Genomic DNA, 23,634 nt, shown 5'->3' on the forward strand with positions numbered 1-23,634 from the left:
TTTTTTCCTCCCTTCCTCTCTTCGTATCATATGTTCAATGTTCCATTTGGATACAAAAAATTCACCCATGTTAGAAAGGCTTCATGGTACACTAGTTTTTAAGGAAAACTGCTTCCTTTATTACAAGCAGAGGTGATCTCTTATGAAAAAAATGTTAGGCGAAGAACGCCGACTGCAACTTCTAGCACAACTAAAAAACAGCACAGCACCTATCACAGGGACGGACCTAGCTAAATTCGCTAATGTTTCTAGACAAGTCATTGTCAATGATATGACATTATTAAAAGCTAGGAATGAGCCTATTATTGCTACTAGCCAAGGATATCTTTATATGCATCAGGAACAAATACAACAGACCGTCGAACGGACAATTCCTTGCTTCCATACTGCAGAGAATGCAGAAGATGAACTAATAACAATAGTTGATTGCGGTGGTACAGTAAAAAATGTTATTGTTGAACATCCTATTTATGGAGAAATTACTGCATCCATTATGGTCTCTAACCGTCATGAGGTAAAAAAATTTATTCAACGTGTCAACGAAACACAAGCAAGTTATTTATCCGAACTAACAGATGGTACGCACCTTCATGTTATTTCCGCACCTTCTGTTGAAATTTTAGATTTAATTGAGCTTACTTTACAAAAAAAAGGCTATTTAGTTGTCGATCTATAAGTCAACAATTTTCCCTTCCATAATGTATAAAATCAAATAATCGTTTCAAAGCTGCTAGCCTTCACAGAGACTAGCAGCTTTCTATTTAAATGAATTTTATTGCGCGATATATAAGGGTTTTTTGGTTGCAATTTTGCTAATATATCCCCATTTTAACTGATTGTAGCGTAGGGCTACTCGACTCCCGCGGGATAGCGAGACAGACGAGACCCTGCACGGAGCGGATGTTTTCTGTGCGAAAGCGAAGCTGCAGCAACAAAGCGAGTAGCCTGTAGCGGAAATCAGCCACTTCGAATTGATTAGAATGTATAGAAATGGTTAATCAATTCGTTTGGTAGTAAATCATTTAAATTTCATTTGTTCAATATATATGTGGAAATTATTATTGTAATTTCTAAAAAAAGAGCTATCCACATAAATTGGATAGCTTCAAAGTTAAAGAAATCTTTTTCGTTGTGAAGGTGTTGGCAATAAACAACTTTCTTTTCGTCCCAAAAGACGATATCTATTTTTAGCAAATAGTCGGTACATTATATTTCGTATAAATGGTGGAATAAGAATGAAAACATAGCAGACAGGCCAAAAACTATTTAATCTCCTACAAATTTTAAGTGCTGCAGTAGATTCAAAATAGACCTTCCCATGCTCAATTAATATGACACTATCTATATTTTCTGGTATTTCGTATTGAGCACGTAACGCCTGCCCTGCATCACTCTGGATGGATGCAAATTGAAAATATGCTGCATGATCATATTTGATAATAAATTGCACACTGCTATCACAAAAATTGCATACTCCGTCAAATAAAATAATGCCGCCCATACAATTTCCTCCTAGCGAAGACGACATTGATTACTCGTCTGATGTTCGATAAGTAAAGTATGTACCAAGTGACTTCACTTTGCAACCAAGTGCAGCTAGTTCTTCCATAGCCCCACGCATCATAGGCTCCTTTTCATCTGCTAAAACATCAATCATAAAGAAATAATCGCCTAAGCCCGTTTTTAATGGGCGTGATTCGATTTTACTTAAATTTAGTTGTCGCCATGCGAAAACTGATAATACTTGATGTAACGCCCCTGAACGATCTATTGGTAATGTAATCATGAAAGTTGTCTTTGCCTGTCCATCTGATAATTCTTGGGGTAATCGTTTATTTTGCTTAGATAATACGAAGAAGCGTGTATGGTTAAAATGGAAATCATGAATATTAGATTGAACGATTTCTAAGCCATATTTTTCTGCTGCCGCTGCATTTCCTACTGCGGCAATGCACTCGTTAGTATTTTCGGATACAAATTTTGCCGCTGCTGCCGTTGATGTCGTTTGATGTAACGGAGCATGGCTGAAACGATAAAATAAATATTTATGACATTGGGCTAGAGCATGTGGATGTGAATAAACTCCTATGATTGATTCCCAATTGTCCTTCTGCGCTTTATTGACCATTAAATGCTGCTGTATTTTTAACTGAAGCTCACCTGTAACATATAAGGTCGCCTCATGAAATAAATAATCAAGCGTTAACGATACAGATCCTTCTAAAGCATTTTCCAGTGGTACAACTGCTAAATCTACCTTTCCCTTTGCTACCGCCTCAATACATTCTGGAATTGTAGAACAAGGGACAAGCCACTCATTCGGAAAAGTTGCCTTTGTTGCTAAGTATGTAAATGATGCCTCAGGTCCTAAATATCCTATTCGTTTTTCCCATTGTTGCTCTGTCATTACATTTCCTCCTGTTCATGGTTTTATTTAATTGGCTCACCACCAAAACGTATGGTTGATTTCCGTTCCGACTGGGCGCTTTGTTGTTGTTGTTGCTGTCGCTTCGCTTTCGCACAGATAAAACATTTGTTGCTGTCGCTTCGCTTTCGCACAGATAAAACATTTGCCGCTGACGCTTCGCTTTCGCGCATAGCAGAGCTTCCTGGGGGCGTCCTGCCTTAACGAAGATCAACTTATATAAATGACATACGTTTTAACAAATGTCATCCCTAACTTTTAGCGACAAGCCTCTTTAATTTCACTAATGTAAAAATTCGGAATTTTTAATTCCCGAAAAACTCCTTTTATTCTACATCAAATATTAGGTAAGGCATAATATGAAGCTTCCCAAACGCTCCGGAGCCTCTATGGTCTATCCATTACTCTTCTCTATGAATTTTCTCTATCGATATAGAATAAGGAGCTGTCCCATGACGTGATCATTACATCACATGGGACTGCTCCTTTTGAGCTTATTTACATTTTGTCAAAAATTCAAGCATGCTGTCAGTCATTACAATGCACCCGAACTAATTACTTCCGCTGACTCTACAAAATCTAAACGTTTAAGTTGCTGTATTAAATCATCAAGTTCACATGTCATACTAGTGACATCTAGCGACAACGTAACATTAGCACGTCCTTGAATCGGTATCGTTTGATGGATAGTCAGCACATTGCAATGCGTAATTGTCACTGTTTCTAAAAGCTTTGCAAGTGTTCCTTTACGGTCCTGAAGCTGTACAAAGACTGTTAAAATGCGTTCCTGCACAATTGAGTGAAAAGGAAATACAGCATCACGATATTTGTAAAACGCACTACGCGATAAATCCACCTGCTTTACCGCATCCCAAATGGAAGTTACCGTACCACTTGAAAGTAAGTGTTTCGCCTCCAAAGTTTTTTGCATAGCATCCGTTAAAACATCTTCACGAACTAAATAATATCGCTGATTCGCAACATTCTTCATACGCTTCCCCCTAAAACCTATTCTTAGTCGACAAATTCAAATTCGAATTCCAATAAGCGTACAATATCTCCATTTTGAGCACCACGTTCACGTAATGCTTCATCGACGCCCATACCACGTAATTGACGTGCAAAACGACGTACACCGTCCTCGCGGCTGAAGTCTGTCATTTTGAAGATACGCTCAATCGCATATCCACCAAGAATGAATGTACCATCAGGATCACGAGAGATTTCGATTGAATCTGCTTCAGATTGGTGTTTGTAAAGTACCGTTGCATCTGATTCTTCATCTAGATCGTCGAATAATGGGAATTCAGGAGTCACTTCCAGTAAGTCGGCAATTTCAAATAATACCGGCTTTAAACCTTGGCGAGAAACCGCTGATACTGGGAAGATTTTCGCATCTTCCCCCACTTTTTCACGGAAAATTTCTAAGTTTTCCTCTGCATCTGGCATGTCCATTTTATTTGCCACAATAATTTGTGGACGTTCTGTTAAACGAAGATTATATTGTTTTAGCTCATCATTGATTGTTAAGTAATCTTCATAAGGATCGCGCCCTTCCATACCCGACATATCAATTACATGTACGATAACACGTGTACGTTCAATATGACGGAGGAATTGGTGACCTAGACCAACACCTTCGTGCGCACCTTCGATTAAACCTGGTAGATCGGCCATTGCAAAGCTACGATGATCATCCGTTTCAACCATTCCTAAGTTCGGTACGATTGTAGTGAAATGATAAGCACCTATTTTTGGCTTTGCCGCAGAAACAACAGATAATAATGTTGATTTACCTACACTTGGGAAGCCAACTAATCCTACATCTGCTAGTACTTTCAACTCTAATATAACATTTAATTCTTGTCCTGGCTCACCTTTTTCAGAAAGTTCTGGAGCAGGATTGGCTGGTGTTGCAAAGCGGGAATTCCCGCGGCCACCGCGACCAGCTTTTGCGATAATCGCTTGTTGACCATGCTCGACTAAATCCGCAATAACAACGCCTGTTTCTTCGTTCATTACAACTGTGCCCGGTGGTACTTTAACGATTAAATCATCTGCACGTCTACCATGCATCCCTTTACTCATACCATGTTCACCACGGTCAGCCTTGAAGTGGCGTTTGTAGCGGAAATCCATTAACGTTCGCAGACCTTCTTCAACTTGAAAGACAACATTCCCACCGTGACCACCATCGCCACCAGCTGGACCACCATTCGGTACAAATTTTTCACGACGGAAGGCTACCATTCCATCCCCACCATCGCCACCTTTTACATAAATCTTGACGTGATCGACAAACATTTAATTCACTCCCTGCTTGCACTCAATACATATATCCAAGACGTATTTGTCTCTTCCACTGTTTGAATGTCTAATTGTTTCAAACCTTTTTCGGTGAATGCATCAGCACTCCATAGCCCATTTAACGTGAATGTCACGGCAAATGTATGATCGTCAACACGTACATCGAGCACTAAGCTCTGCTCTGTAAATGGATCTAATGTATCATAAACATGCATAACTGTTTTGTTTAAGTAATCTACAACTTCCGAATCAATAGTATTTGTGACAGGCTTTTTTATCTCATTGCTTAGCTTCATTGGTAATGAAGGGTAGCGCCAGCCTGCTGTTTGCAGCCATTCTATTGTTTGGGGTAATTGTAGACGATTAAGGATAGAAAATACTTGTAATTGCTCTGAATACTCTTTAATAAGTTTTTTTGATTCATCAATTCTACCTAAATCTAGATTCATGCGAATAAGCTGAAGCTGATTCACATAATCATGATTTGCAAAACGTATTACTTCACTAATGGTTAGTGATTGATTGTTCATCCCATTCACTCCAATAAAGTTATCCTTACTAGTATAACAAGTTTTGCTGTATTTTTCCCTTAAATCTTCATTGAAATTTAGCCAAAAAAAGGACTGCAATAAATGCAGTCCTCCGCTTTATGTTATCTTATAAAAGATTAAGCTTCTTGTGTTGCTGGGTATACAGATACTTGTTTGCGATCGCGACCTAAACGTTCGAATTTTACAACGCCGTCAACTTTAGCAAATAGTGTATCGTCACCACCACGACCTACGTTTGTACCTGGGTAAATTTTTGTACCGCGTTGACGGTAAAGAATTGAACCACCAGTTACGAATTGGCCATCAGCACGTTTAGCACCAAGTCGTTTAGACTCAGAGTCACGTCCGTTTTTAGTAGAACCTACACCTTTTTTAGATGCGAAAAATTGTAAGTCTAAAGTTAATAATAATTTCATTGTGTTCCACCTCCTACTTGGTTGTAGTTGATTTGGATATATTGTCCGTAATTTTGCACCATAGAATACACTTGGGCTGTCATTACTTGGACAATTAACTGTAGTTTTGCATCAATCTCAGGCTCTAAATCTGATGGTAAGTCTACCTTAAGATAGCCTCCACCTTCAGCAGCTTGTTCGACTTCTGGCTGTAATTGTAATAGTGCATAAATAGCATTCACCGTACCTATGGCAATGGTAGATGCTCCTGCACATACTAAATCCTTACCAGATTCATCGTATTCCGCATGTCCTGAAAATTCAAATGCTGACACATGTCTATTTTCATTGTGATGAATCGTAACTTGTATCATTCGCTACACCTCATAATTAAGCGTTGATAGCTTCAACAACTAATTTTGTGTAAGGTTGACGGTGACCTTGTTTACGACGGTAGTTCTTTTTAGCTTTCAATTTGAAAACAACGATTTTTTTCGCACGGCCTTCTTTCACAACTTTCGCTGTTACAGTAGCGCCTTCTACGAATGGAGCTCCAACTTTAACGTTTTCGCCACCTACGAATAAAACTTTATCAAAAGTTACAACCTCGTCAGCTTCTACACCTAATTTTTCAACATAGATTTCTTGACCAGCTTCTACTTTGATTTGTTTACCACCAGTTTCAATAATTGCGTACATTTTACTGCACCTCCTCATAGACTCAGACTCGCCTGTTTATAAAGGTGATCATGCGATACTTAAACCTCTCCAGAGCGGTTGTAGTAGCACAGGTGCTACAAACAATAACATTAAAATATTACCACGTGATTTCTATCATGTCAATCTTTTCATTACATATTTCTCAAATGCTAAACGATATTTTCGATAATTCCATTCCTTTAACACTTGAAGCCATATAAATAAACATAAAATTGCTATAAAAATAGATTGTGGGAGGTAACATAAAGTTATCATGAAAAGTATAAATGCAATTATAAGAGAAAGCCAGTAGTAATATTCAAACGCACGAACACTTGGATTGAATAGATATAAGCACGCTAAAAATATTCTGCCACCGTCCAACGGGATAATCGGTATAACATTGATTGCTACTAGCACAAGTTGCACATTAATAAGCTTGGTCGCAAGCAGCTCTGGCATAAAAAAAGCGAGGCCAATCCCTAATATTGTAGCGATTGGTCCTCCTAAGGCAATCCAAAGGAGTGACGTTGCTGGCACAGCCGCTGGATTTTCAAATTCTATTTCCCCTCCGTAAGGTGTAATAACGCATGATTTTACGCTAACGCCACAAAGCATCGCCATTAACAAATGACCTGCTTCATGCCATAATAACGAAGTTAAAATAATAGCGTAATAAGCAATTTGACCGGTGAAAATCATTAAAAATACGAGAGGGATACATAGAAGATGCAGTTTAATTTTCATTGGACTCCGCTGTTTCAAGCCACTGTACAATCTGCTCCAAATTATATTGTGCCTTGTCTTTCTCAATTGAGATATAGAGTTGCCCCGTCTCTTTCATGCCGATTAAATCGTTTGCCTGCACTGTTGTGTATGGAAGTTGTGCTAAACTATCTAGCATACCATAGGATACAGTTGTACCATCGTCATAGCTGATTGTCATTGTTTTACCAGTATATTTTGTATGACCGGTAAAAACGACAAGACCATTCTTTCCGGCATAAACCGGTAAGCCCATGTCATATTGCAATAAAAAGCCTTCCTTAAAAACTTCCGCATTGGCAAATGTTAATAATTCAGTTTGTCCAACATCACTCGATACTAAAATTGTTGCATCATCTTTATTTAGCCAGCTTTGTCCGAGCTCGCTTAAATAAGTCAAATCAGCTGATGTTGTAACAAGTTTTCGCACCGGTGTTTCTAATACACCTTGATCCTCTAAACGAATGACTAGCATAGTTGCAGCCACGAGCAATATCGCGACCAACCATTTCCATTTTTTAAACAAGCCCTCATCCTTTTTTCACACTATATGAGCTTGCATGTCCATTCATGCACAAAGAAAAAACCTCCTCGTACAAATGCACGAAAAGGTTGATGATTATTTTGAAAATAACGCTTTTAGTTTTGAAAATACACCTTTATGTTCATCTTCAATGGCCATAAGTGGTACAGACTCTCCAAGTATTCTTCGAGCAATATTACGGTAGCCAAGAGATGCTTTATTTGCAGGGTCCATTACTACTGGTTCACCTTTATTGGACGATGAAATAACCCCTTCATTATCTACAATGATTCCTAATAAATCTATAGACAAATGTGTTGTAATTTCATTCACATCCAAAGTATCACCGCTTTTCATCATATGCTGGCGAATACGGTTAATAATTAGTTTAGGTGCCGTAATTTCTTCCTGTTCGAGTAAGCCAATAATTCGATCTGCATCACGCACAGCAGAAATCTCTGGCGTTGTTACTACAATTGCATGATCAGCACCAGCAACCGCATTGCGATAGCCTTGTTCAATTCCCGCTGGACAATCTATTAAAACATAATCATAATCTCTTTTTAATTCTTCTACTAAGCTCTTCATTTGCTCAGGCTTAACAGCATTTTTATCTGTCGTTTGAGCAGCAGGTAATAAAAATAGTTTTTCGTCTACACGTTTATCTTTTATTAGCGCTTGATGAATCTTACAGCGCCCTTCAACAACATCTACTAAGTCATAAATAATTCGATTCTCAAGACCTAAAATCACGTCCAAATTACGTAAGCCAATATCTGTATCTACTAAACATACTTTTTTACCTTGTAGAGCCAATGCAGTCCCAAGGTTAGCCGTTGTCGTCGTTTTTCCGACGCCGCCTTTACCTGAAGTTATGACGATCGCTTCTCCCACACTAGCTTCCTCCTTTAGACACATTTAACAATGGTCGAATATTTTTTAACGCGTGAATTTGATCGTACGTAATGCGCCCATCATAGCCAATAAATGCACAAGTCATCTCTTCTTGATTAATCGTTTTTACATGTTCGTCTGACATTGCCTGAACCTGATCAGCAATCATGATATGTGTGGCTTCGAAACAAGATGCTGCAATGATTGCTTCCTTATTACCATGAACACCAGCATGTGCAATTCCTTTAAGTTTACCTAGGACATACACATTGCCAGCTGCTTCTACACGTCCATTCGGATTGACATTCCCTACGATAATTATATCGCCTGGCGAACGTAGAACTTGACCCGATCTGACCACACCTAAATATGTATCTTGTTGACTTTCAATCCTTTTCTGGTTGCTCTCATGGACAGTCAGTACTTCACTTTGCACCTTTGAAACGATTAGTTGCTCTGTTTCCTGAACAATTTTAATAAGCTCTTTGATTTGTTCATCAGAACAGTATCGATAGCCCAAATATAATTGTACATCTACTTTACTATCGATACCGCTCTCTGAAACTTTCTTTTTAAGCTCTTCTACTAAATCGACATACGCACATTGATCGTCTAAATGAAGAACAAATCCATCCTTTGTTCCCTTCATATTAACTAACTGTTTTTTCATGAATGCCTCACCCCACGTTGCTCTTTATTAAGAAACTTCACGTGCTCTCTGTAAGACACGCGCATTAATCAGATACTTGAAGGCCCAACCAAGAATCATTAAAAATAGTGCATTAGCAATGATCGTTGGCAGTAGTCGTGAACGTAAGAAATCCGAAAATGGAATCGTTGTAAAGTCGATAAGATAGAAGAATTGATAAAGTATAAATTCTAAAATTGCTACTAACACAACTGAAATCGTCGTTGTCACAACTAAGTGCTGATGAATAACTTTCACAATTGACCCTGCTAAAAAACATACTAGCGGAAACAGTACTGAATATAATCCAATAATATCAATGTAAAACACATCATACAAGACACCAAAAAAAAGTCCATACATTACCGCTCGTTGACGGCTGTAATAGATGGATATAAATATTAGATATAAGATTAAAAATCTAGGGACCAAATAATAGATATGCCCTTTTACTTCAATCGGTGAAAGCATAGCAAACTCTGGTTCTAGTAAAAATAGTAAAACTGCCACAGAGGGAATGAGAAATCGAATCATTATTCAACCTCCTCGTTACCCTGTTGTGGATGTGTTAAATCTCCGTTCGATGAATTACCATCAGATCCATCTATCACCGTAGAGGAACGTTTAGCAATAACAACATAATCTAAAATTGAAAAATCAGCAGATGGTTTTACATAAGCCATTTTCGTTAAGCCATAATCATCTGTACTTACTTCAGTTATTTCTCCGATTGGCACATTTTTTGGGAAAACACCGCCAAGTCCCGATGAAACTACTTGTTGACCTTTTTTAACTGTTAAATTAGAATCGATTCGCTTCATGATGAGTTTATTACGCTCTTTATCATAGCCCTCGATTAAACCGTATGCTTGTTTATCTCCTGGAACCATCGCAGAAACACGATAATTTGGATTATTTGTATATAAAAGCTCTACCTCAGAGGTAAAAGGCGTCACTAAAGTAACTTTACCGATTAAACCTTTCGCTGTCATAACTGCCATATTTTTTTCTACACCGTGTGAAGATCCTTTATCTAAAATAATTTTTTCTTCCCACTGGTCAGGGTTTCTAGCAATAACTGTGGCATGAATCGGATCATATGCTTTTAAGCTTTCCGATTTGTCCATAAGCTCTTGAAACTTTTTAATATCAGATTTCAAATCCGATGCCTCAGCTTGTACAGCAACAAATTCATCTAAGCGTGCTTTTAAACGTTTATTTTCTTCGTACGTGTTTAAGAGGGAATCAATACTATCAAAAACACCCGCAATATAATTCGCCGGCTTCGCAACAATAGATTGTGCGACGCCGACAGTGTCTTTAATAATTTGCTCTGGTAAAGTTGCATTCGTCCGCTCACGTAATGAGAAGCTAATCAATGCCACAAGAAAAACCATGCCCACAAGCAGCAAAATTAATTTCTTATTGAAAAAAAAGTGTGGCATTGCCTAAACCTCCTTACCCTTTAACTTGTTGTTGACGAATTAAGTCAATATGTTCTAGAGCTTTACCTGTACCAATAGCAACACAGTCTAGTGGATCTTCTGCGATAAATACTGGCATATTCGTTTCTTGGCTAATAACTTTGTCTAAGTTTGTTAATAGCGCACCGCCACCTGTTAGAACAATTCCGCGTTCCATTACGTCTGCAGATAATTCAGGAGGTGTTTGCTCAAGCGTTTTTCGAACTCCATCAATAATAGATGCTACCGCTTCACGTAAAGATTCAGAAATTTCCTGTGATGAAATTTCAATCGTTTTCGGTAAACCTGTTAAAAGGTCGCGTCCTCTAATTTCCATTTTTTCTTCTGGACCTTCAGCCAACGCTGTACCAATTTCCATTTTCACTGCTTCCGCAGTACGTTCACCGATTGTTAAGTTATATGTTTTACGAATATACGAAATGATGGATTGGTCCATTGCATCCCCGCCGACACGCACGGATTCACTTGTTACAATACCACCTAATGAAATAACCGCTACCTCTGTTGTACCACCACCGATATCAACGACCATTGACCCTGTTGGATCCCATACTGGTAAGTTTGAACCGATTGCTGCTGCAAATGGCTCTTCAATTGTAAATGCTTCTTTAGCACCTGCTTGGCGAGCAGCATCAATAACCGCACGTTGTTCAACCGATGTAATACCGTATGGCACACAAATCATAACATTCGGCTTTTTCCAATTACCACCAGAATTTTTGCAAGCTTCTTTTAAATAGTATTCTATCATTGCTGTAGTAATATCAAAATCAGCAATAACGCCATCTTTCATAGGACGGATTGCTACGATTGAGCCAGGTGTACGACCAATCATATTTTTTGCATCGTTACCTACTGCAACGATATCTCCAGTTTTTGTATTTTTCGCTACGACTGAAGGTTCGCGTAAAACGATTCCCTTCCCTTTAATAAACACTAATGTATTCGCTGTGCCAAGGTCAATCCCGACATCTTTACTTCCTAATCCAAACAATTTGTGTACTCCCTTTCTATTTAAGCCATACTTTCGTTGACATCAACTTACACCCCGGCGCGTTTACACCCCGAGGTTTTATCTTCATTCACTCGGTGATAGACACCTACTGAAAAAAACTACACACTCAATTATCTCACACCAGTTGGAATGAGAGTCTTTTTCTGAATAAAAATAAAATCATACCGTTCATTATAACGGAAAAACGCAAGAATTTGTAGTGCCACATACCTCATCTCGCTGAAAAGATACTATTTTAATTCCCTCCCAAACAAAAACAGTACGTATAGATTAGCATATAATTTTTATTCTTGTAAGACAACGTGTAATAGGCTACCAATTTTTGTGAATATTATAGACATTTCTACGAATACAATAACGTTTTCTATAAGAAAAGGTTCGTTTTCTTTATTAGCTTTTCGCAAAAAAATACAAAAATTTTTTTTATAAAATAATGAAACGATTTAATTTTCACTAAATTTTTGAAACAGGAACACTGTGAGGCAGAAAACATCCGCTTCGCTCCAGGGTCTCGGGCCAACAGGATGTTTTTTGCGCGAAAGCGTAGTGCTAACGTAGCGACAGCAACACAGCACGATGTTGGTCACGAAGGCGTTATCACAGGATGTGATGCTATTTAGACTTCGTTCTTCGATTGTCATCCCCAAGGAGTCGCCCAGTCGTAACGAAGATCAACGTATTTACATATTAGATGTTTTAACAAAAGTCACAACTTTTGGTGATGAACCTGATACTTCAACAAACTCTAAAAATTTCCACAAAAAAACTCTGCAAAATATATTGCAGAGATCCATTATGCCTCGGCATAATTACGTCCGGAATCGGCTTTGTGCTCGCACAAAGAACTCATTTCCGATTCCGTGACATCCGCCGGAGGCTTTACTTTCATTCAGCGGATGTTTGGCATCCGTTGAATGAAATTAAAAATATCCTTTTTCTTTCAAACTAATAAACTGATGATCACCGATGATGAGATGATCGATTAAATCAATGCCAATAATATAACCAGCCTCTATAATTCTTCTCGTCACTTCAATATCCTCATCACTAGGTGTTGGTACGCCACTAGGATGATTATGTGCACAAATTATAGAAGCCGCAGATCTCTTTACAGCCTCGCGAAAAATCTCGCGTGGATGGACAATCGAAGCATTTAGACTGCCTATAAAAATTGTCTTTCTATGAATAATTTGATTTTTCACATTCAAAAAAAGAACGACGAAATGCTCCTGATTCAGTGAGGTCATATCAGGCATTAAATAGGTAGCGGCATCTTGTGGGGAACGAATCGTATATTTTTCATCGCTATGTTTCTGCGCAAGACGTCTACCGAGTTCAATTGCCGCTAATAACTGAATGGCTTTAACCTCACCAATCCCTCTAATAGCAACCATTTCTTCTATTGTTGCATGTTTCAAATGATGTAAACGCTCAAAAACGTTAAGTACGCGATTTGCCAGTACTAGGACAGACTCTTCTTTAGTGCCTGTCCTTAGTAAAATAGCCAGTAGCTCCTGATTCGATAAACTCATAGCTCCTTGTCTACGTAGTCTTTCACGAGGGCGATCTTCTATATGAACGTCTCGTATCATCGTCCCTTGTAAAACATCATTCGTCAAAAAAGCCTCACTCCTTCGCAAATTGGATAATATTGCGTGCTACCAATTGCGTAAACAACGCTGCAAGTGGTAAACCGACAACATTGTTATAATCTCCTTCAATTCGTTTCACTAGGAGGGTTCCAGCAGTTTGAATGCCATAACCGCCTGCTTTATCAAATGGATCTCCTGAATCTACGTATGCTTCGATGAGATCCTGCGATAACTGATGAAAGACAACATTTGTCTCTTCCAAAAATGTTGTTTCATGACCGTCAGGCTCAATAATGGCAACAGCTGTCATGACCGCATGACACTTACCTGATAAGCGCAATAAGTGAGAAATTGCCTCCTCACGATTTTTTGGTTTATGGAGTAGCTCATCATCATAAACAACAATCGTATCCGCTCCAATAATCGTTGCATCTGGAGCTTTTTTTGCTACATCACGTGTTTTTAATAGAGCTACGCCTTTTACATAATCTTGCATTGTAGTTGCCTGAACGCTTGTCTCTTCTACTTCACTAGTTATTATGTCGAACGGAAGGGATAGCATAGTTAATAATTCCTTTCGTCGTGGTGAAGCAGAAGCAAGCACTATCTTGTGATTTGTTTTAAACATTGTCTGACCATTCCTCCTTATTAGTTATCATAACGGAGAATTTGGCATTTGAAAATTTTCTAAAAATCAAGATAATGCTTATTTCACTGTCTTTTATGCTTAAAATTTCACTTGAAGACAAGCATTTTTCGATTTGTAATGGGCTAAAACTTGTAATCGAATGATGCTGGTATCGCTTGAAATAGACGAGGCTGCTGCTCCAATAGATTGCCAATCAGCAGGTAGCGTAGAATCTTTGGAATTATCCTTAAAATTTAATTTTGTTGCATTTTTGTCAGTTAGCACAGACGGAAGCTCTGCAAGCGTTGCCTCCTTACAACTGTCGCCACTCAAAGTAAATGCTTTTTTAAATGTTGCAGGATCTTTTAAGAAAACAAGTTGACTTTCATCTGTTACCACACTTGTCCAAACGTGAAATTTTCCATCGACCTCGACAATGGCACTTTCTTTTAATGAAGGGTGTTCAGATACAAATGCGCTTGCACTTTCATAATTTGAATAGACCCCTGCTTGACTAGCAAAAAGTATGGGTCCGTTCGTTGCTCCTCCTGCTGTCGTAATGGTTTCCCCTTTGGTATTACTATTACTTTTATTAGCTACCTCATTACTATCATTTTTTATAGAAAATTGATTGCTTGCTTGAAGAATACCTAAAAAAATGCCTACACCAAAAAGTCCTACTACTCCTCCAATAATCATCGCTCGAAATATTTGTTTTCTCATCACTTGACTGACAATTTTCATTCGACTATCACCTCTTTCTTTAACGTATCAAAGTAAATTTAGAAAAGACCAATTTGATATATAAGTATATGTACAAAAGGATGTGTAAATGCGAATTTACTACATTTTGATTTACTAGTTATTTTCGAGGTTTTACTGCAAAATTAAATATTTTTGTAACAAAAGATTTACTTAAAAAAAAGATGGGTTTTTTATTCTACACTTTTGTACCGCTATCAAAGGAGCCTTCTACTGTTTAACAAAAAAATTTGAGGATGTGCAAGGAAATAGAAAGTAGAACTAGAAATACTATTATTTACAGACAAATATTAATAATGGAGGTAATGAGGTGGAAAATTCCAAAATTATTGGACAAACAAAGACAGTAGGGTATCAAGTAGGTGTTAGAAGGATGTTCCCGATTTCCCAAGAGGAAGCTTGGAACCTAGTTACTTCACAAGATGGATTAAACGTATGGTTAGGAGAGAGTATGTTCATTATCCTTGAACCAGGACAGAACTATATTACGAAAATAGGGTCAGGAGAAATACGCGTAGTCAAACCTTTACAACAACTTCGCCTAACTTGGCAAAAGGTAGGATGGGAAAAAGCATCAACCGTACAAGTTCGTATTATTCCGGGGGCAAGTAATAAAACTACAATTAGCTTTCATCAAGAAAAACTTTCTGATCAGAATGTAAGAGAAGAAATGAAAAAATATTGGGAAAAAGTACTTACGGAACTCAAAGAGAGAATAACCAAATGAAAAAATCAGGTACTCATTTTTTTTATGAGTACCTGATTTTTACTGGAAATATACTAACTCATGTTAATTGTTTTTTAATCTACTACGCACTTCCGTTAATAAATACAATGAACCCGATACAATCGTCCTTGATTTACTTGCTGACTGTCGTTTTAAAAATTGCACATAATCTTCTAAAACTGCCTTATAAGAGGCGTTGGACAGCTCAAGCATGTTGTGAGCAGCCATCGCACGGGGATTATCAAAATCAACAAAGTAAAAACAATCACTTACTTGCTCAAATAGTTGCAAAATCTCTTTTACAGCCTTATCTGCAAGAATTCCAATTACAAAAGTAATCTGCTCATCTGGGAACTCCTGCTTAATCGTTTCTATTAATTTCTCAGCACTCGCTGGATTATGCGCACCGTCTAAAACAACATAAGGCATAATTTCTTCAAAACGTCCTAAAATGGTTGCGTTTTTTACAGCTTTTTGAATAGCTTCTTCACTAACTTGTAACTCCAATGAGATTGCTACTTCGAAAAAAGCTGTAATAGCAAGTGCCATATTATTCGCCTGATGTGCTCCCTTTATAGTGCGTGTAAGCTTTGTAATACGGAGGCCATTGTCATTATGCACATAACTCTCTCCATCTTTTTCTTGTTCCACATAAAACTGATGATTTAGTTCAAAAACGGAGGCATGTTTTTTACTGGCTTCCTCGTAGACAATATTTTTCGCTTCTAACGGTAAATCGCCGATAATAACTGGATGATACGGCTTAATAATTCCGGCTTTATGATAGGCAATACTTTCAATCGTATCTCCTAAAAAATTCGTATGCTCTAATGCGATACTCGGTATGATAGAAGCAATTGGTGTGACCACATTCGTACTATCAAGTGAGCCACCCATACCAGCTTCAATAAGGGCGATATCTACATTACTAGTAACAAAATGTAAAAATGTTGCAACTGTTAAAAGTTCAAAATCTGTTAGTTTGCCACTAAGTCCGGCTACCTGCATTTGTTGGAATACAAGGTTCATTTCAGCTTCTGAAATAGATTGACCTTCTACTTGAATTTGATCATGCACGTCCAAAATACAAGGAGACATAAATTTACCAACACGTAAGCCATGTTCCTTAGCAATTGATTCTAAAAAAGTAAGTGTCGAGCCTTTACCGTTAGTCCCTGCTAAATGTACGGTTTGCAATTTATTTTCTGGATTACCTACTCGTGCCAATGCTTCTTCAATCGCAGTTAGACCAGGTTTAATAACATCATCACTCTGAACATTCCATTTTTCCTTATAGCTATTCCATTTCGGGATCATCTTTGTTCCCCCTGTAGCCATTGTCGAACTTCAGCTATAAAATATAAGGAGCCTGTAATGACGATAACATCCTCATCATTTCTTTGATGTAGCATCGTTTGAACCATTTCACACCAATTCGCATTATATATTTTATTCGTATTTGTAGATAATGCAGCTAATTGATCAGCAGGCATAGCATTCGGAAGCTCGATTTGTGTAAATGCAATTGATGTAGCAATACTATCCATTAAAGCAATACTTTTCGCATGATCTTTATCTGATAATGCTGCATATATAAATCGATAGTTTTGTTGCGGATAAACCGTTTTTAGAGTTTGAATTAACGCCGCAGTTCCTTCAGAATTATGTGCGCCATCTAATATAATAGCGCCAGGTAATTGCTCAAAACGGCCTGCCCACTGAGCTTTTGCCAAAGCTTGACGGATTGATGCATCTGAAATATCAACGGCTCCATTCTCTCTTAACGTTAAAATTGCCGAAATCGCAACGCTTGCATTATTTACTTGATGCTGACCAGCCATTTTTAATGGGATAGCTTCCATCTCCACATTTGCTTTACGGTAATTAAAATGTTGCATATCAGTTCCTTGTTCAATATTATCAACCGTAAAATCCTCCCCTAAAACAAAGCATGGGGCATGACGCTCATTTGCTACCTCACGAATAACAGAAAGTGCCTCTTCACTTTTAACACCCACTACAACAGGTACACTTTCTTTAATAATTCCCGCTTTCTCAAACGCTACTTTAGCTAACGTATCTCCTAAAAACGCAGTATGTTCTAATGAAATCGTTGTAATAATTGAAATTAGAGGCGTAACGACATTCGTAGCATCTAAACGTCCACCAAGTCCCGTTTCAATCAACGCAAAATCCACTTCTTCATCCGCAAAATATTGGTACATAATAAGTGTTACCACTTCAAAAAAGCTCGGAAATTCACCTTCATAATGTGTCTCAATAATCTCAGCAACTTTGTTCATATAGTGTAAAAATTGTTCATCATTAATTTGCATACCATTAATAGTCATACGTTCATTAACCCGCTCTAGATGAGGTGAAGTAAAGGCGCTTACTTTGTAGCCAGTAAGTTGTAACATTTCTCTTAGCGCATTCACTGTTGACCCCTTCCCATTTGAGCCTGCTAAATGGATAACACGTAGCTTGTCCTGTGGGTTATTAAGAAAAGCTAATACCTCTCGCATCAAGACGAGCGGAGCACGTTTATGATCAACTGCCTTTAACGTAAAAATAAAATCTGTACATTCTTTCATCGTTTTAAACAAAAGAAACACTCCCTCTTACTACAATTACCTCTATTTTAGTATAAGTAGCGCCTAATACACATACTTTTCGTAAAAACTTACATTTGAATGAAAGAAAAAAACAGCGGATGACGATTGCCATCCGCTGTCTTAATCTTACATATTTTTTAGTTCTTCTAAACGTTTTAATACAACCGCATGTTTACTTTCGTAATCGGCTAATTTCTCACGCTCCGCATTAACTAATGCTTCCGGCGCTTTAGAAACGAATTTTTCATTCGATAACTTACCATTCACAAGCTTTACTTCTTTTGCCCATTTTTCTAATTCTTTTTCAAGACGAGCCATTTCTTCTTCTAGATTAATAAGTCCAACAAGTGGTAGGAATAGTTCAGCTCCAGTTACTACTGCTGTCATTGACTGACCAGGTGCTTCTAAGCTTTCTCCAATTGTTAGTGATTCTGGATTACAGAATTTTTCTAAATATGCTTTATTTGCCTCTAGTACTGTAACCGTTGTAGCATCCTTCGCTGAAATATATAGTGGCACTTTTTTGCTCATTGGTGTATTTACTTCCGCACGAATATTACGTACTGAACGTATAATATCCATTAGGAGCTTCATATTGTCTGCTTCCTCTGCAAAATGAAGATCCTCACGAACAGTTGGCCATGCTGCCACTGTAATTGATTCACCTTCATGAGGTAAGTGCTGCCAGATTTCTTCTGTAATGAATGGCATGAATGGATGTAATAGACGCATAGTTTGGTCTAAAACGTAAGCTAAAATAGAACGAGTCGTTTTCTTAGCTACTTCGTCATCACCATATAACGGTAATTTAGCCATTTCAATATACCAAGAACAGAAATCATCCCAAATGAAGTTATACAGCTCACGGCCAACTTCACCAAATTCATAACGTTCTGCAAGAGATGTTACACGTTCAATTGTTTCATTTAAGCGAGTAAGAATCCATTTGTCGGCAACTGATTTTTCACCAGTTAAGTCGATTTCATCATATGTCATACCTTCCATATTCATTAAAGCGAAACGAGAGGCATTCCAAATTTTATTTGCAAAGTTCCATACTGACTCTACTTTTTCAGTTGTATAGCGTAAATCTTGACCAGGAGAAGATCCAGTAGCTAAGAAGTAACGTAATGAATCAGCACCATACTGATCAATAACGTCCATAGGATCTACACCATTGCCAAGTGATTTACTCATCTTGCGTCCTTCTCCATCACGTACTAAACCGTGAATTAATACATCTTTGAATGGACGCTGACCTGTAAATTCAAGACCTTGGAAGATCATGCGAGAAACCCAGAAGAAAATAATATCATAACCAGTTACAAGTGTACTTGTTGGATAGTAACGTTTATATTCTTCGTTAGTCTCATCTGGCCAACCCATTGTAGAAAATGGCCATAGTGCAGACGAGAACCAAGTATCTAATACGTCTTCATCTTGCGTCCAATTTTCCGCATCTGCTGGTGCTTCTTTACCTACGTAAACTTCACCTGTTTCATTGTGATACCAAGCAGGAATTTGATGACCCCACCATAATTGACGAGAGATACACCAGTCACGAATGTTTTCCATCCAGCGAGAATATGTGTTTTCAAAACGAGATGGTACGAAGTTTACTTGCCCTTCTTCATCTTTTTGAAGAGTAAGTGAAGCATCAGCAAGTGGTTGCATTTTTACGAACCATTGTGCAGAAAGATATGGCTCTACAACAGCACCAGAACGCTCAGAGTGCCCTACTGAATGTGCATGCTCTTCAATACGGATAAGCACGCCAGCTTCTTGTAAATCAGCAACGATTTGCTTACGACATTCAAAACGATCCATACCGTTATACTTGCCAGCAAGCTCGTTCATAGTACCATCTTCATTCATAATAAGAATGCGTTCTAGGTTGTGGCGGTTACCAACCTCAAAGTCATTAGGATCGTGTGCTGGTGTCATTTTTACAACTCCAGTACCGAATTCCAAATCTACGTAGTCATCTGCTACGATTGGAATTTCACGACCTACGATTGGTAAAATAACTGTTTTACCGATTAAGTGTTGATAGCGCTCATCATTCGGGTGAACAGCTACCCCAGAGTCACCTAGCATTGTTTCAGGACGTGTAGTTGCTACTTCCACATATCCTGAGCCATCAGCTAATGGGTATTTCATATGATAGAATGCACCTTGAACATCTTTATAGATAACTTCAATATCTGATAATGCTGTTTTTGCAGCAGGGTCCCAGTTAATAATACGTTCGCCACGATAGATTAGGCCTTTTTCATATAATTGAACGAAAACAGTTTTAACTGCATCAGAAAGACCTTCATCAAGTGTGAAACGCTCGCGAGAGTAATCTAATCCAAGACCAAGCTTCGCCCATTGATCACGAATATGCCCAGCATATTCTTCTTTCCATTCCCATGTTTTTTCGAGGAATTTTTCACGACCTAAATCATAACGTGTAATATTTTCTTCTCGTAATTTTGCTTCTACTTTTGCTTGTGTCGCAATACCTGCATGGTCCATTCCTGGTAACCAAAGTGCATCATAACCTTGCATGCGCTTCATACGAATTAAAATATCTTGCAATGTTGTATCCCAAGCATGGCCAAGGTGTAGTCTACCTGTTACATTCGGTGGTGGAATAACGATAGAATAAGGCTCCTTTTCACTTGTAGGCTGCGCCTCAAAAAATTTCCCTTGTAACCACCATTCATAACGACCTGCTTCAATGGACTGCGGATCATATTTTGTTGGCATTGAAATGTTTTCTGTCATTTTGACTCCTCCTGTTAACTTAATAATTTTTTTAGTGTGAGATAGTACCAATCATTCTTTTTTAAGTCTTAGTAAAAAGACATTATCAAGAAGATTAATAAAAATAAAAAAACTCCTAACGTCAAAAAGGACGAAGGAGTTTAAGTTCGCGGTACCACCTTTAATTCCAGCAGAGGCGAGTTAAGCTATCATACGTTTCATCAGGAAATAATGTACTACTTGCTTAAGCCTTTACTACTGGCTCTCAATTCAGTAACGGTGTTTAACCGGCTTTAACTACTGTTAGTTCACTAAAGCTGCTCGAGGGCTACATTCAACTAGGTACAAATAGAAACTTTTCAGCTACCGTTTCCTCTCTTAAAATGTACGAATAATTTACTCTTCCCTGTCATAGCATTTGCATTTATATTCAACTTTTTCACATTGTACCCCAAAATCGTGCAATTTTTCAAGTGATTTAGTCATTTTTTAGGAAGCACTACTAGAAAAGGAAGTGAAAATTCAAATGCGACGACGTAAGTATAATCCTTGGCTTTTACCACCATGGCTACGACAATTTCGTTTTTATTGCAAAACGATAATTGTTCCAATTTGTGCTTTTCAGTTTATACGTGTCATCATCATTCCAACATCTGGGGATTTCATCATCTTATTGCTCCTTTTACTTATATGCTATTTACTTTTGAATGAAATCATTTGAAACACGAACCTTTAGCGGTGTATAGTCTTCGGTTAAATCCCAGATCATCGATGGCACTTCATGCCAGGAACTAGATTCACGGACTACAATATTACTTGAGGACTCCCTCAACATTGTTTTTGATGCAGGCTTTTCTTTTTTGTCTGAAGCTACTATTGCTTCAGACTTTTCCTCTTGTGCTGAAGCTGCTACAGCTACAGTTTTATCTTCTTGATTCGAAGCTACTGAAGTTGTAGGTTGTTTTACTTGTGCCGTTTCTTTTGTAAGGTCCCCCTTCTCAATTTGTGCTGAGGCATTGACAGACTGTTTTTCAAAAACGTGCGCTTTTTCTAGCGCAAGCGCAAGCTCAGGCTCATTAAAAACACTTGTAACCGTCCACTCTAGCTGACACATCTGATTCCTCAAAACAGGTCGAATATCCTTTACCATTAAATCTTCAATAGCTGCATCCTTTGGTAAATCTACATTTAAAGGAACCGCATACTCAAAATAACCAGTATCTCCTTGAATATCTAGCGTATCGATTTGTACTAATTCATCATCATCCATGTAAGCTTGCATGTCTTGAAAATCAAAGCGAACATGTGCTGTGATATGATAAATACCCATTAATCGTAGAGAGTCTTCTAACTGAGTTGTCTGCCACCGTGGCTTAATTTGTACAGCTGCTATTTCTATTGGGCAGCCATAACCAGGAAAACTAAAAGTTTCACTCATATTCCATGTTTTGTGTTCGATAATAATCCCTCCTCTTGCATCATATGAAGCTCCGAAGGATAGTATGCTATAGGATGATTAATCAATTTCGTCTTGGTGTATATTATGTAGCTGTCTCTTTGATCTCGCGCAAATAAACAATGCAATCGGATTTTGTATAGTGCCAAAGAGAAGCGGCACATCGGGCGTCCCCTAAGAAAGCGCCTGCCGTAACAGAAAAAAGGGCATGCTAGAAAAAATTCTCTAGCATGCCTTTTAATGGTGTGCAATCGTTATTATACATTCACCAATTTAATTTTATTTGCTACACGGTCTGTTAACATTTGTGTTGCTTTTGGTACGATTGGTTTAAAGATTGGATTTAAAACAGGACCAGCTAATCCTCCTGCTGTTACTTCCAAGAAGCCTGTCATTTTTGTATTTTCTGCATCAATACTTTCCGCTAGGAAATAACCGTTTCCTGAAAAGTTATCAGAAATTCCTTTTAATTCGAATGTTACTTTAGAAGGCGCTGTCCATTCTAAAATAGCAATCTCTACTTGTACTGTTTTTTTCAGAACACCAACATTGCCTTTAAACGTCCATGTTGAATGTTTTTCATCAATCATTTCATGTGCATTATAACCTGGGACAAGCTTTGCCCATTTTTCCATATCACTGACGAAATCCCATACATTTTCAATTCCTACAGGTACTTCGACCATATGTGTGCCAGTTGCCATATCAATTCACTACTTTCTTTTACGAATAGCTCTATTATATACGATTTCGCCTACAATTTGGCTATGCTGAAAGTTATAATTTTAATAAAAATTTTTTCAAGCGGTAACGATTCATACATTCTAACGGGCACATAAATATAAGCCTTTACAGATAAAGGGTTCATCACCAAAAGCTGTGACTTTTGTTAAAACATCTAATATGTAAATACGTTGATCTTCGTTACGACTGGGCGACTCCTTGGGGATTAGCGATAGAGGAACGAAGACTAAGAGCATCACATCCTGTGATAACGCCTTCGTGACCAACATCGTGCTGCTGCCGCTACGTTGCACTCACGCTTTCGCGCAAAAGACATCTGTTGGCCCGAGACCCTGGAGCGAGCATCGCGAGTGAAGCGGGTAGAGGAACGAAGGCTAAAAGCATCACGTCCTGTGATAACGCCTTCGTGACCAACATCCTGTTGCCCCGACGCCCCCAGGAAGCTCTGCTCTGTGCGAAAGCGTAGCGACAGCAACAATTGTTTTAACTGTGCGAAAGCGAAGCGGCAGCTACAAATGTTTTAACTGTGCGAAAGCGAAGCGGCAGCTACAAATGTTTTAACTGTGCGAAAGCGAAGCGGCAGCTACAAAGCGCCCAGTCGGAACGGAAATCA

26 protein-coding genes and 2 other annotated features are annotated in these 23,634 nt (G+C 38.2%); of the genes, 2 read left to right on the plus strand and 24 right to left on the minus strand.

The annotated features are described in order from the left end of the window. Window positions 1-142 precede the first annotated feature (142 nt). A complete protein-coding gene (locus tag ACFTQ7_RS05620; protein ID WP_386827667.1) occupies window positions 143-676 on the plus strand; it encodes a transcription repressor NadR in 534 nt (177 codons plus the stop codon). Between the two features lie 435 nt (window positions 677-1,111). Here ACFTQ7_RS05620 and ACFTQ7_RS05625 read toward each other — a convergent pair whose 3' ends face one another. From ACFTQ7_RS05625 to ACFTQ7_RS05715, 19 genes are all read right to left on the minus strand, one after another. After that, window positions 1,112-1,501, minus strand: a complete 390-nt coding sequence (locus ACFTQ7_RS05625; protein ID WP_386827668.1) for a thiol-disulfide oxidoreductase DCC family protein — start codon at window positions 1,499-1,501, stop codon at window positions 1,112-1,114. Between the two features lie 30 nt (window positions 1,502-1,531). Continuing rightward, a complete protein-coding gene (gene pheA / locus ACFTQ7_RS05630; RefSeq protein ID WP_386827669.1) occupies window positions 1,532-2,407 on the minus strand; it encodes a prephenate dehydratase in 876 nt (291 codons plus the stop codon). A 23-nt stretch (window positions 2,408-2,430) separates the two neighbouring features. Next, window positions 2,431-2,598, minus strand: a complete 168-nt coding sequence (locus tag ACFTQ7_RS05635; RefSeq protein WP_386827670.1) for a hypothetical protein — start codon at window positions 2,596-2,598, stop codon at window positions 2,431-2,433. Between the two features lie 362 nt (window positions 2,599-2,960). Further along, window positions 2,961-3,416 carry an ACT domain-containing protein gene (locus tag ACFTQ7_RS05640; protein ID WP_079563577.1) on the minus strand — a complete coding sequence of 152 codons (456 nt, stop codon included), beginning with the start codon at window positions 3,414-3,416 and terminating at the stop codon, window positions 2,961-2,963. A 23-nt stretch (window positions 3,417-3,439) separates the two neighbouring features. Next, entirely contained in the window at window positions 3,440-4,729 is a 1,290-nt protein-coding gene (gene obgE / locus ACFTQ7_RS05645; protein ID WP_349659997.1) for a GTPase ObgE, read from the minus strand. A gap of 5 nt (window positions 4,730-4,734) precedes the next feature. Next, a complete protein-coding gene (locus ACFTQ7_RS05650; protein WP_386827671.1) occupies window positions 4,735-5,262 on the minus strand; it encodes a Spo0B domain-containing protein in 528 nt (175 codons plus the stop codon). A gap of 137 nt (window positions 5,263-5,399) precedes the next feature. Then, window positions 5,400-5,699 (minus strand): 50S ribosomal protein L27, encoded by a 300-nt coding sequence (gene rpmA / locus ACFTQ7_RS05655; RefSeq protein ID WP_079563575.1) that lies wholly within the window; start codon window positions 5,697-5,699, stop codon window positions 5,400-5,402. Then, complete coding sequence (locus ACFTQ7_RS05660) at window positions 5,696-6,052, minus strand: ribosomal-processing cysteine protease Prp (RefSeq protein ID WP_079563574.1); 357 nt, start codon at window positions 6,050-6,052, stop codon at window positions 5,696-5,698. Before ACFTQ7_RS05660 ends, rpmA begins: the two co-directional genes overlap by 4 nt. A gap of 16 nt (window positions 6,053-6,068) precedes the next feature. Next, window positions 6,069-6,377: a 50S ribosomal protein L21 gene (rplU, locus tag ACFTQ7_RS05665; RefSeq protein ID WP_036124117.1), complete on the minus strand. Its 309-nt coding sequence runs from the start codon at window positions 6,375-6,377 to the stop codon at window positions 6,069-6,071. Between the two features lie 14 nt (window positions 6,378-6,391). Continuing rightward, window positions 6,392-6,467: a sequence feature (ribosomal protein L21 leader region), on the minus strand. 45 nt (window positions 6,468-6,512) lie between these two features. Next, window positions 6,513-7,124 carry a zinc metalloprotease gene (locus tag ACFTQ7_RS05670; protein WP_386827672.1) on the minus strand — a complete coding sequence of 204 codons (612 nt, stop codon included), beginning with the start codon at window positions 7,122-7,124 and terminating at the stop codon, window positions 6,513-6,515. Further along, the gene (locus tag ACFTQ7_RS05675) at window positions 7,114-7,668 is read right to left on the minus strand and encodes a peptidoglycan DD-metalloendopeptidase family protein (protein WP_349659993.1); all 555 of its coding nucleotides are present in this window, start codon (window positions 7,666-7,668) and stop codon (window positions 7,114-7,116) included. The genes ACFTQ7_RS05670 and ACFTQ7_RS05675 overlap by 11 nt, the downstream gene beginning before the upstream one ends. Window positions 7,669-7,761: 93 nt before the next feature. Next, window positions 7,762-8,559 (minus strand): septum site-determining protein MinD, encoded by a 798-nt coding sequence (gene minD, locus ACFTQ7_RS05680; RefSeq protein WP_079563571.1) that lies wholly within the window; start codon window positions 8,557-8,559, stop codon window positions 7,762-7,764. A gap of 1 nt (window position 8,560) precedes the next feature. Next, entirely contained in the window at window positions 8,561-9,229 is a 669-nt protein-coding gene (gene minC / locus ACFTQ7_RS05685) for a septum site-determining protein MinC (RefSeq protein ID WP_079563570.1), read from the minus strand. A gap of 27 nt (window positions 9,230-9,256) precedes the next feature. After that, window positions 9,257-9,781 (minus strand): rod shape-determining protein MreD, encoded by a 525-nt coding sequence (gene mreD, locus ACFTQ7_RS05690; RefSeq protein WP_349659992.1) that lies wholly within the window; start codon window positions 9,779-9,781, stop codon window positions 9,257-9,259. Next, window positions 9,781-10,692, minus strand: a complete 912-nt coding sequence (mreC, locus tag ACFTQ7_RS05695; protein ID WP_386827673.1) for a rod shape-determining protein MreC — start codon at window positions 10,690-10,692, stop codon at window positions 9,781-9,783. The genes mreD and mreC overlap by 1 nt, the downstream gene beginning before the upstream one ends. Before the next feature lie 13 nt (window positions 10,693-10,705). After that, a complete protein-coding gene (locus ACFTQ7_RS05700) occupies window positions 10,706-11,725 on the minus strand; it encodes a rod shape-determining protein (protein ID WP_197144832.1) in 1,020 nt (339 codons plus the stop codon). A gap of 941 nt (window positions 11,726-12,666) precedes the next feature. Continuing rightward, on the minus strand, window positions 12,667-13,338 hold the full coding sequence (gene radC, locus ACFTQ7_RS05705) for a RadC family protein (RefSeq protein WP_349660147.1): 672 nt from the start codon (window positions 13,336-13,338) through the stop codon (window positions 12,667-12,669). Between the two features lie 34 nt (window positions 13,339-13,372). Then, a complete protein-coding gene (locus tag ACFTQ7_RS05710; RefSeq protein WP_386827674.1) occupies window positions 13,373-13,966 on the minus strand; it encodes a Maf family protein in 594 nt (197 codons plus the stop codon). 99 nt (window positions 13,967-14,065) lie between these two features. Then, on the minus strand, window positions 14,066-14,710 hold the full coding sequence (locus tag ACFTQ7_RS05715) for a hypothetical protein (protein ID WP_386827675.1): 645 nt from the start codon (window positions 14,708-14,710) through the stop codon (window positions 14,066-14,068). Window positions 14,711-15,038: 328 nt separating this feature from the next. Here ACFTQ7_RS05715 and ACFTQ7_RS05720 point away from each other — a divergent pair, with 328 nt between their 5' ends. After that, on the plus strand, window positions 15,039-15,455 hold the full coding sequence (locus ACFTQ7_RS05720; protein WP_386827676.1) for an SRPBCC domain-containing protein: 417 nt from the start codon (window positions 15,039-15,041) through the stop codon (window positions 15,453-15,455). Window positions 15,456-15,518: 63 nt separating this feature from the next. Here ACFTQ7_RS05720 and ACFTQ7_RS05725 read toward each other — a convergent pair whose 3' ends face one another. From ACFTQ7_RS05725 to ACFTQ7_RS05745, 5 genes are all read right to left on the minus strand, one after another. Beyond that, the gene (locus ACFTQ7_RS05725; protein ID WP_386827677.1) at window positions 15,519-16,772 is read right to left on the minus strand and encodes a bifunctional folylpolyglutamate synthase/dihydrofolate synthase; all 1,254 of its coding nucleotides are present in this window, start codon (window positions 16,770-16,772) and stop codon (window positions 15,519-15,521) included. After that, window positions 16,769-18,061, minus strand: a complete 1,293-nt coding sequence (locus ACFTQ7_RS05730; RefSeq protein WP_386827678.1) for a bifunctional folylpolyglutamate synthase/dihydrofolate synthase — start codon at window positions 18,059-18,061, stop codon at window positions 16,769-16,771. Before ACFTQ7_RS05730 ends, ACFTQ7_RS05725 begins: the two co-directional genes overlap by 4 nt. A gap of 135 nt (window positions 18,062-18,196) precedes the next feature. Then, window positions 18,197-20,842 carry a valine--tRNA ligase gene (locus ACFTQ7_RS05735; protein WP_386827679.1) on the minus strand — a complete coding sequence of 882 codons (2,646 nt, stop codon included), beginning with the start codon at window positions 20,840-20,842 and terminating at the stop codon, window positions 18,197-18,199. A 123-nt stretch (window positions 20,843-20,965) separates the two neighbouring features. After that, window positions 20,966-21,243, minus strand: a binding site (T-box leader). Window positions 21,244-21,518: 275 nt separating this feature from the next. Further along, the gene (locus tag ACFTQ7_RS05740; protein WP_386827680.1) at window positions 21,519-22,259 is read right to left on the minus strand and encodes a valyl-tRNA synthetase; all 741 of its coding nucleotides are present in this window, start codon (window positions 22,257-22,259) and stop codon (window positions 21,519-21,521) included. Between the two features lie 275 nt (window positions 22,260-22,534). Further along, entirely contained in the window at window positions 22,535-22,981 is a 447-nt protein-coding gene (locus ACFTQ7_RS05745; RefSeq protein ID WP_349659983.1) for an SRPBCC family protein, read from the minus strand. Window positions 22,982-23,634: the final 653 nt, after the last annotated feature.

The sequence above is a fragment of the Lysinibacillus sp. NPDC056959 genome, from assembly GCF_042674095.1.
Lineage (GTDB): Bacteria > Bacillota > Bacilli > Bacillales_A > Planococcaceae > Lysinibacillus > Lysinibacillus zambalensis.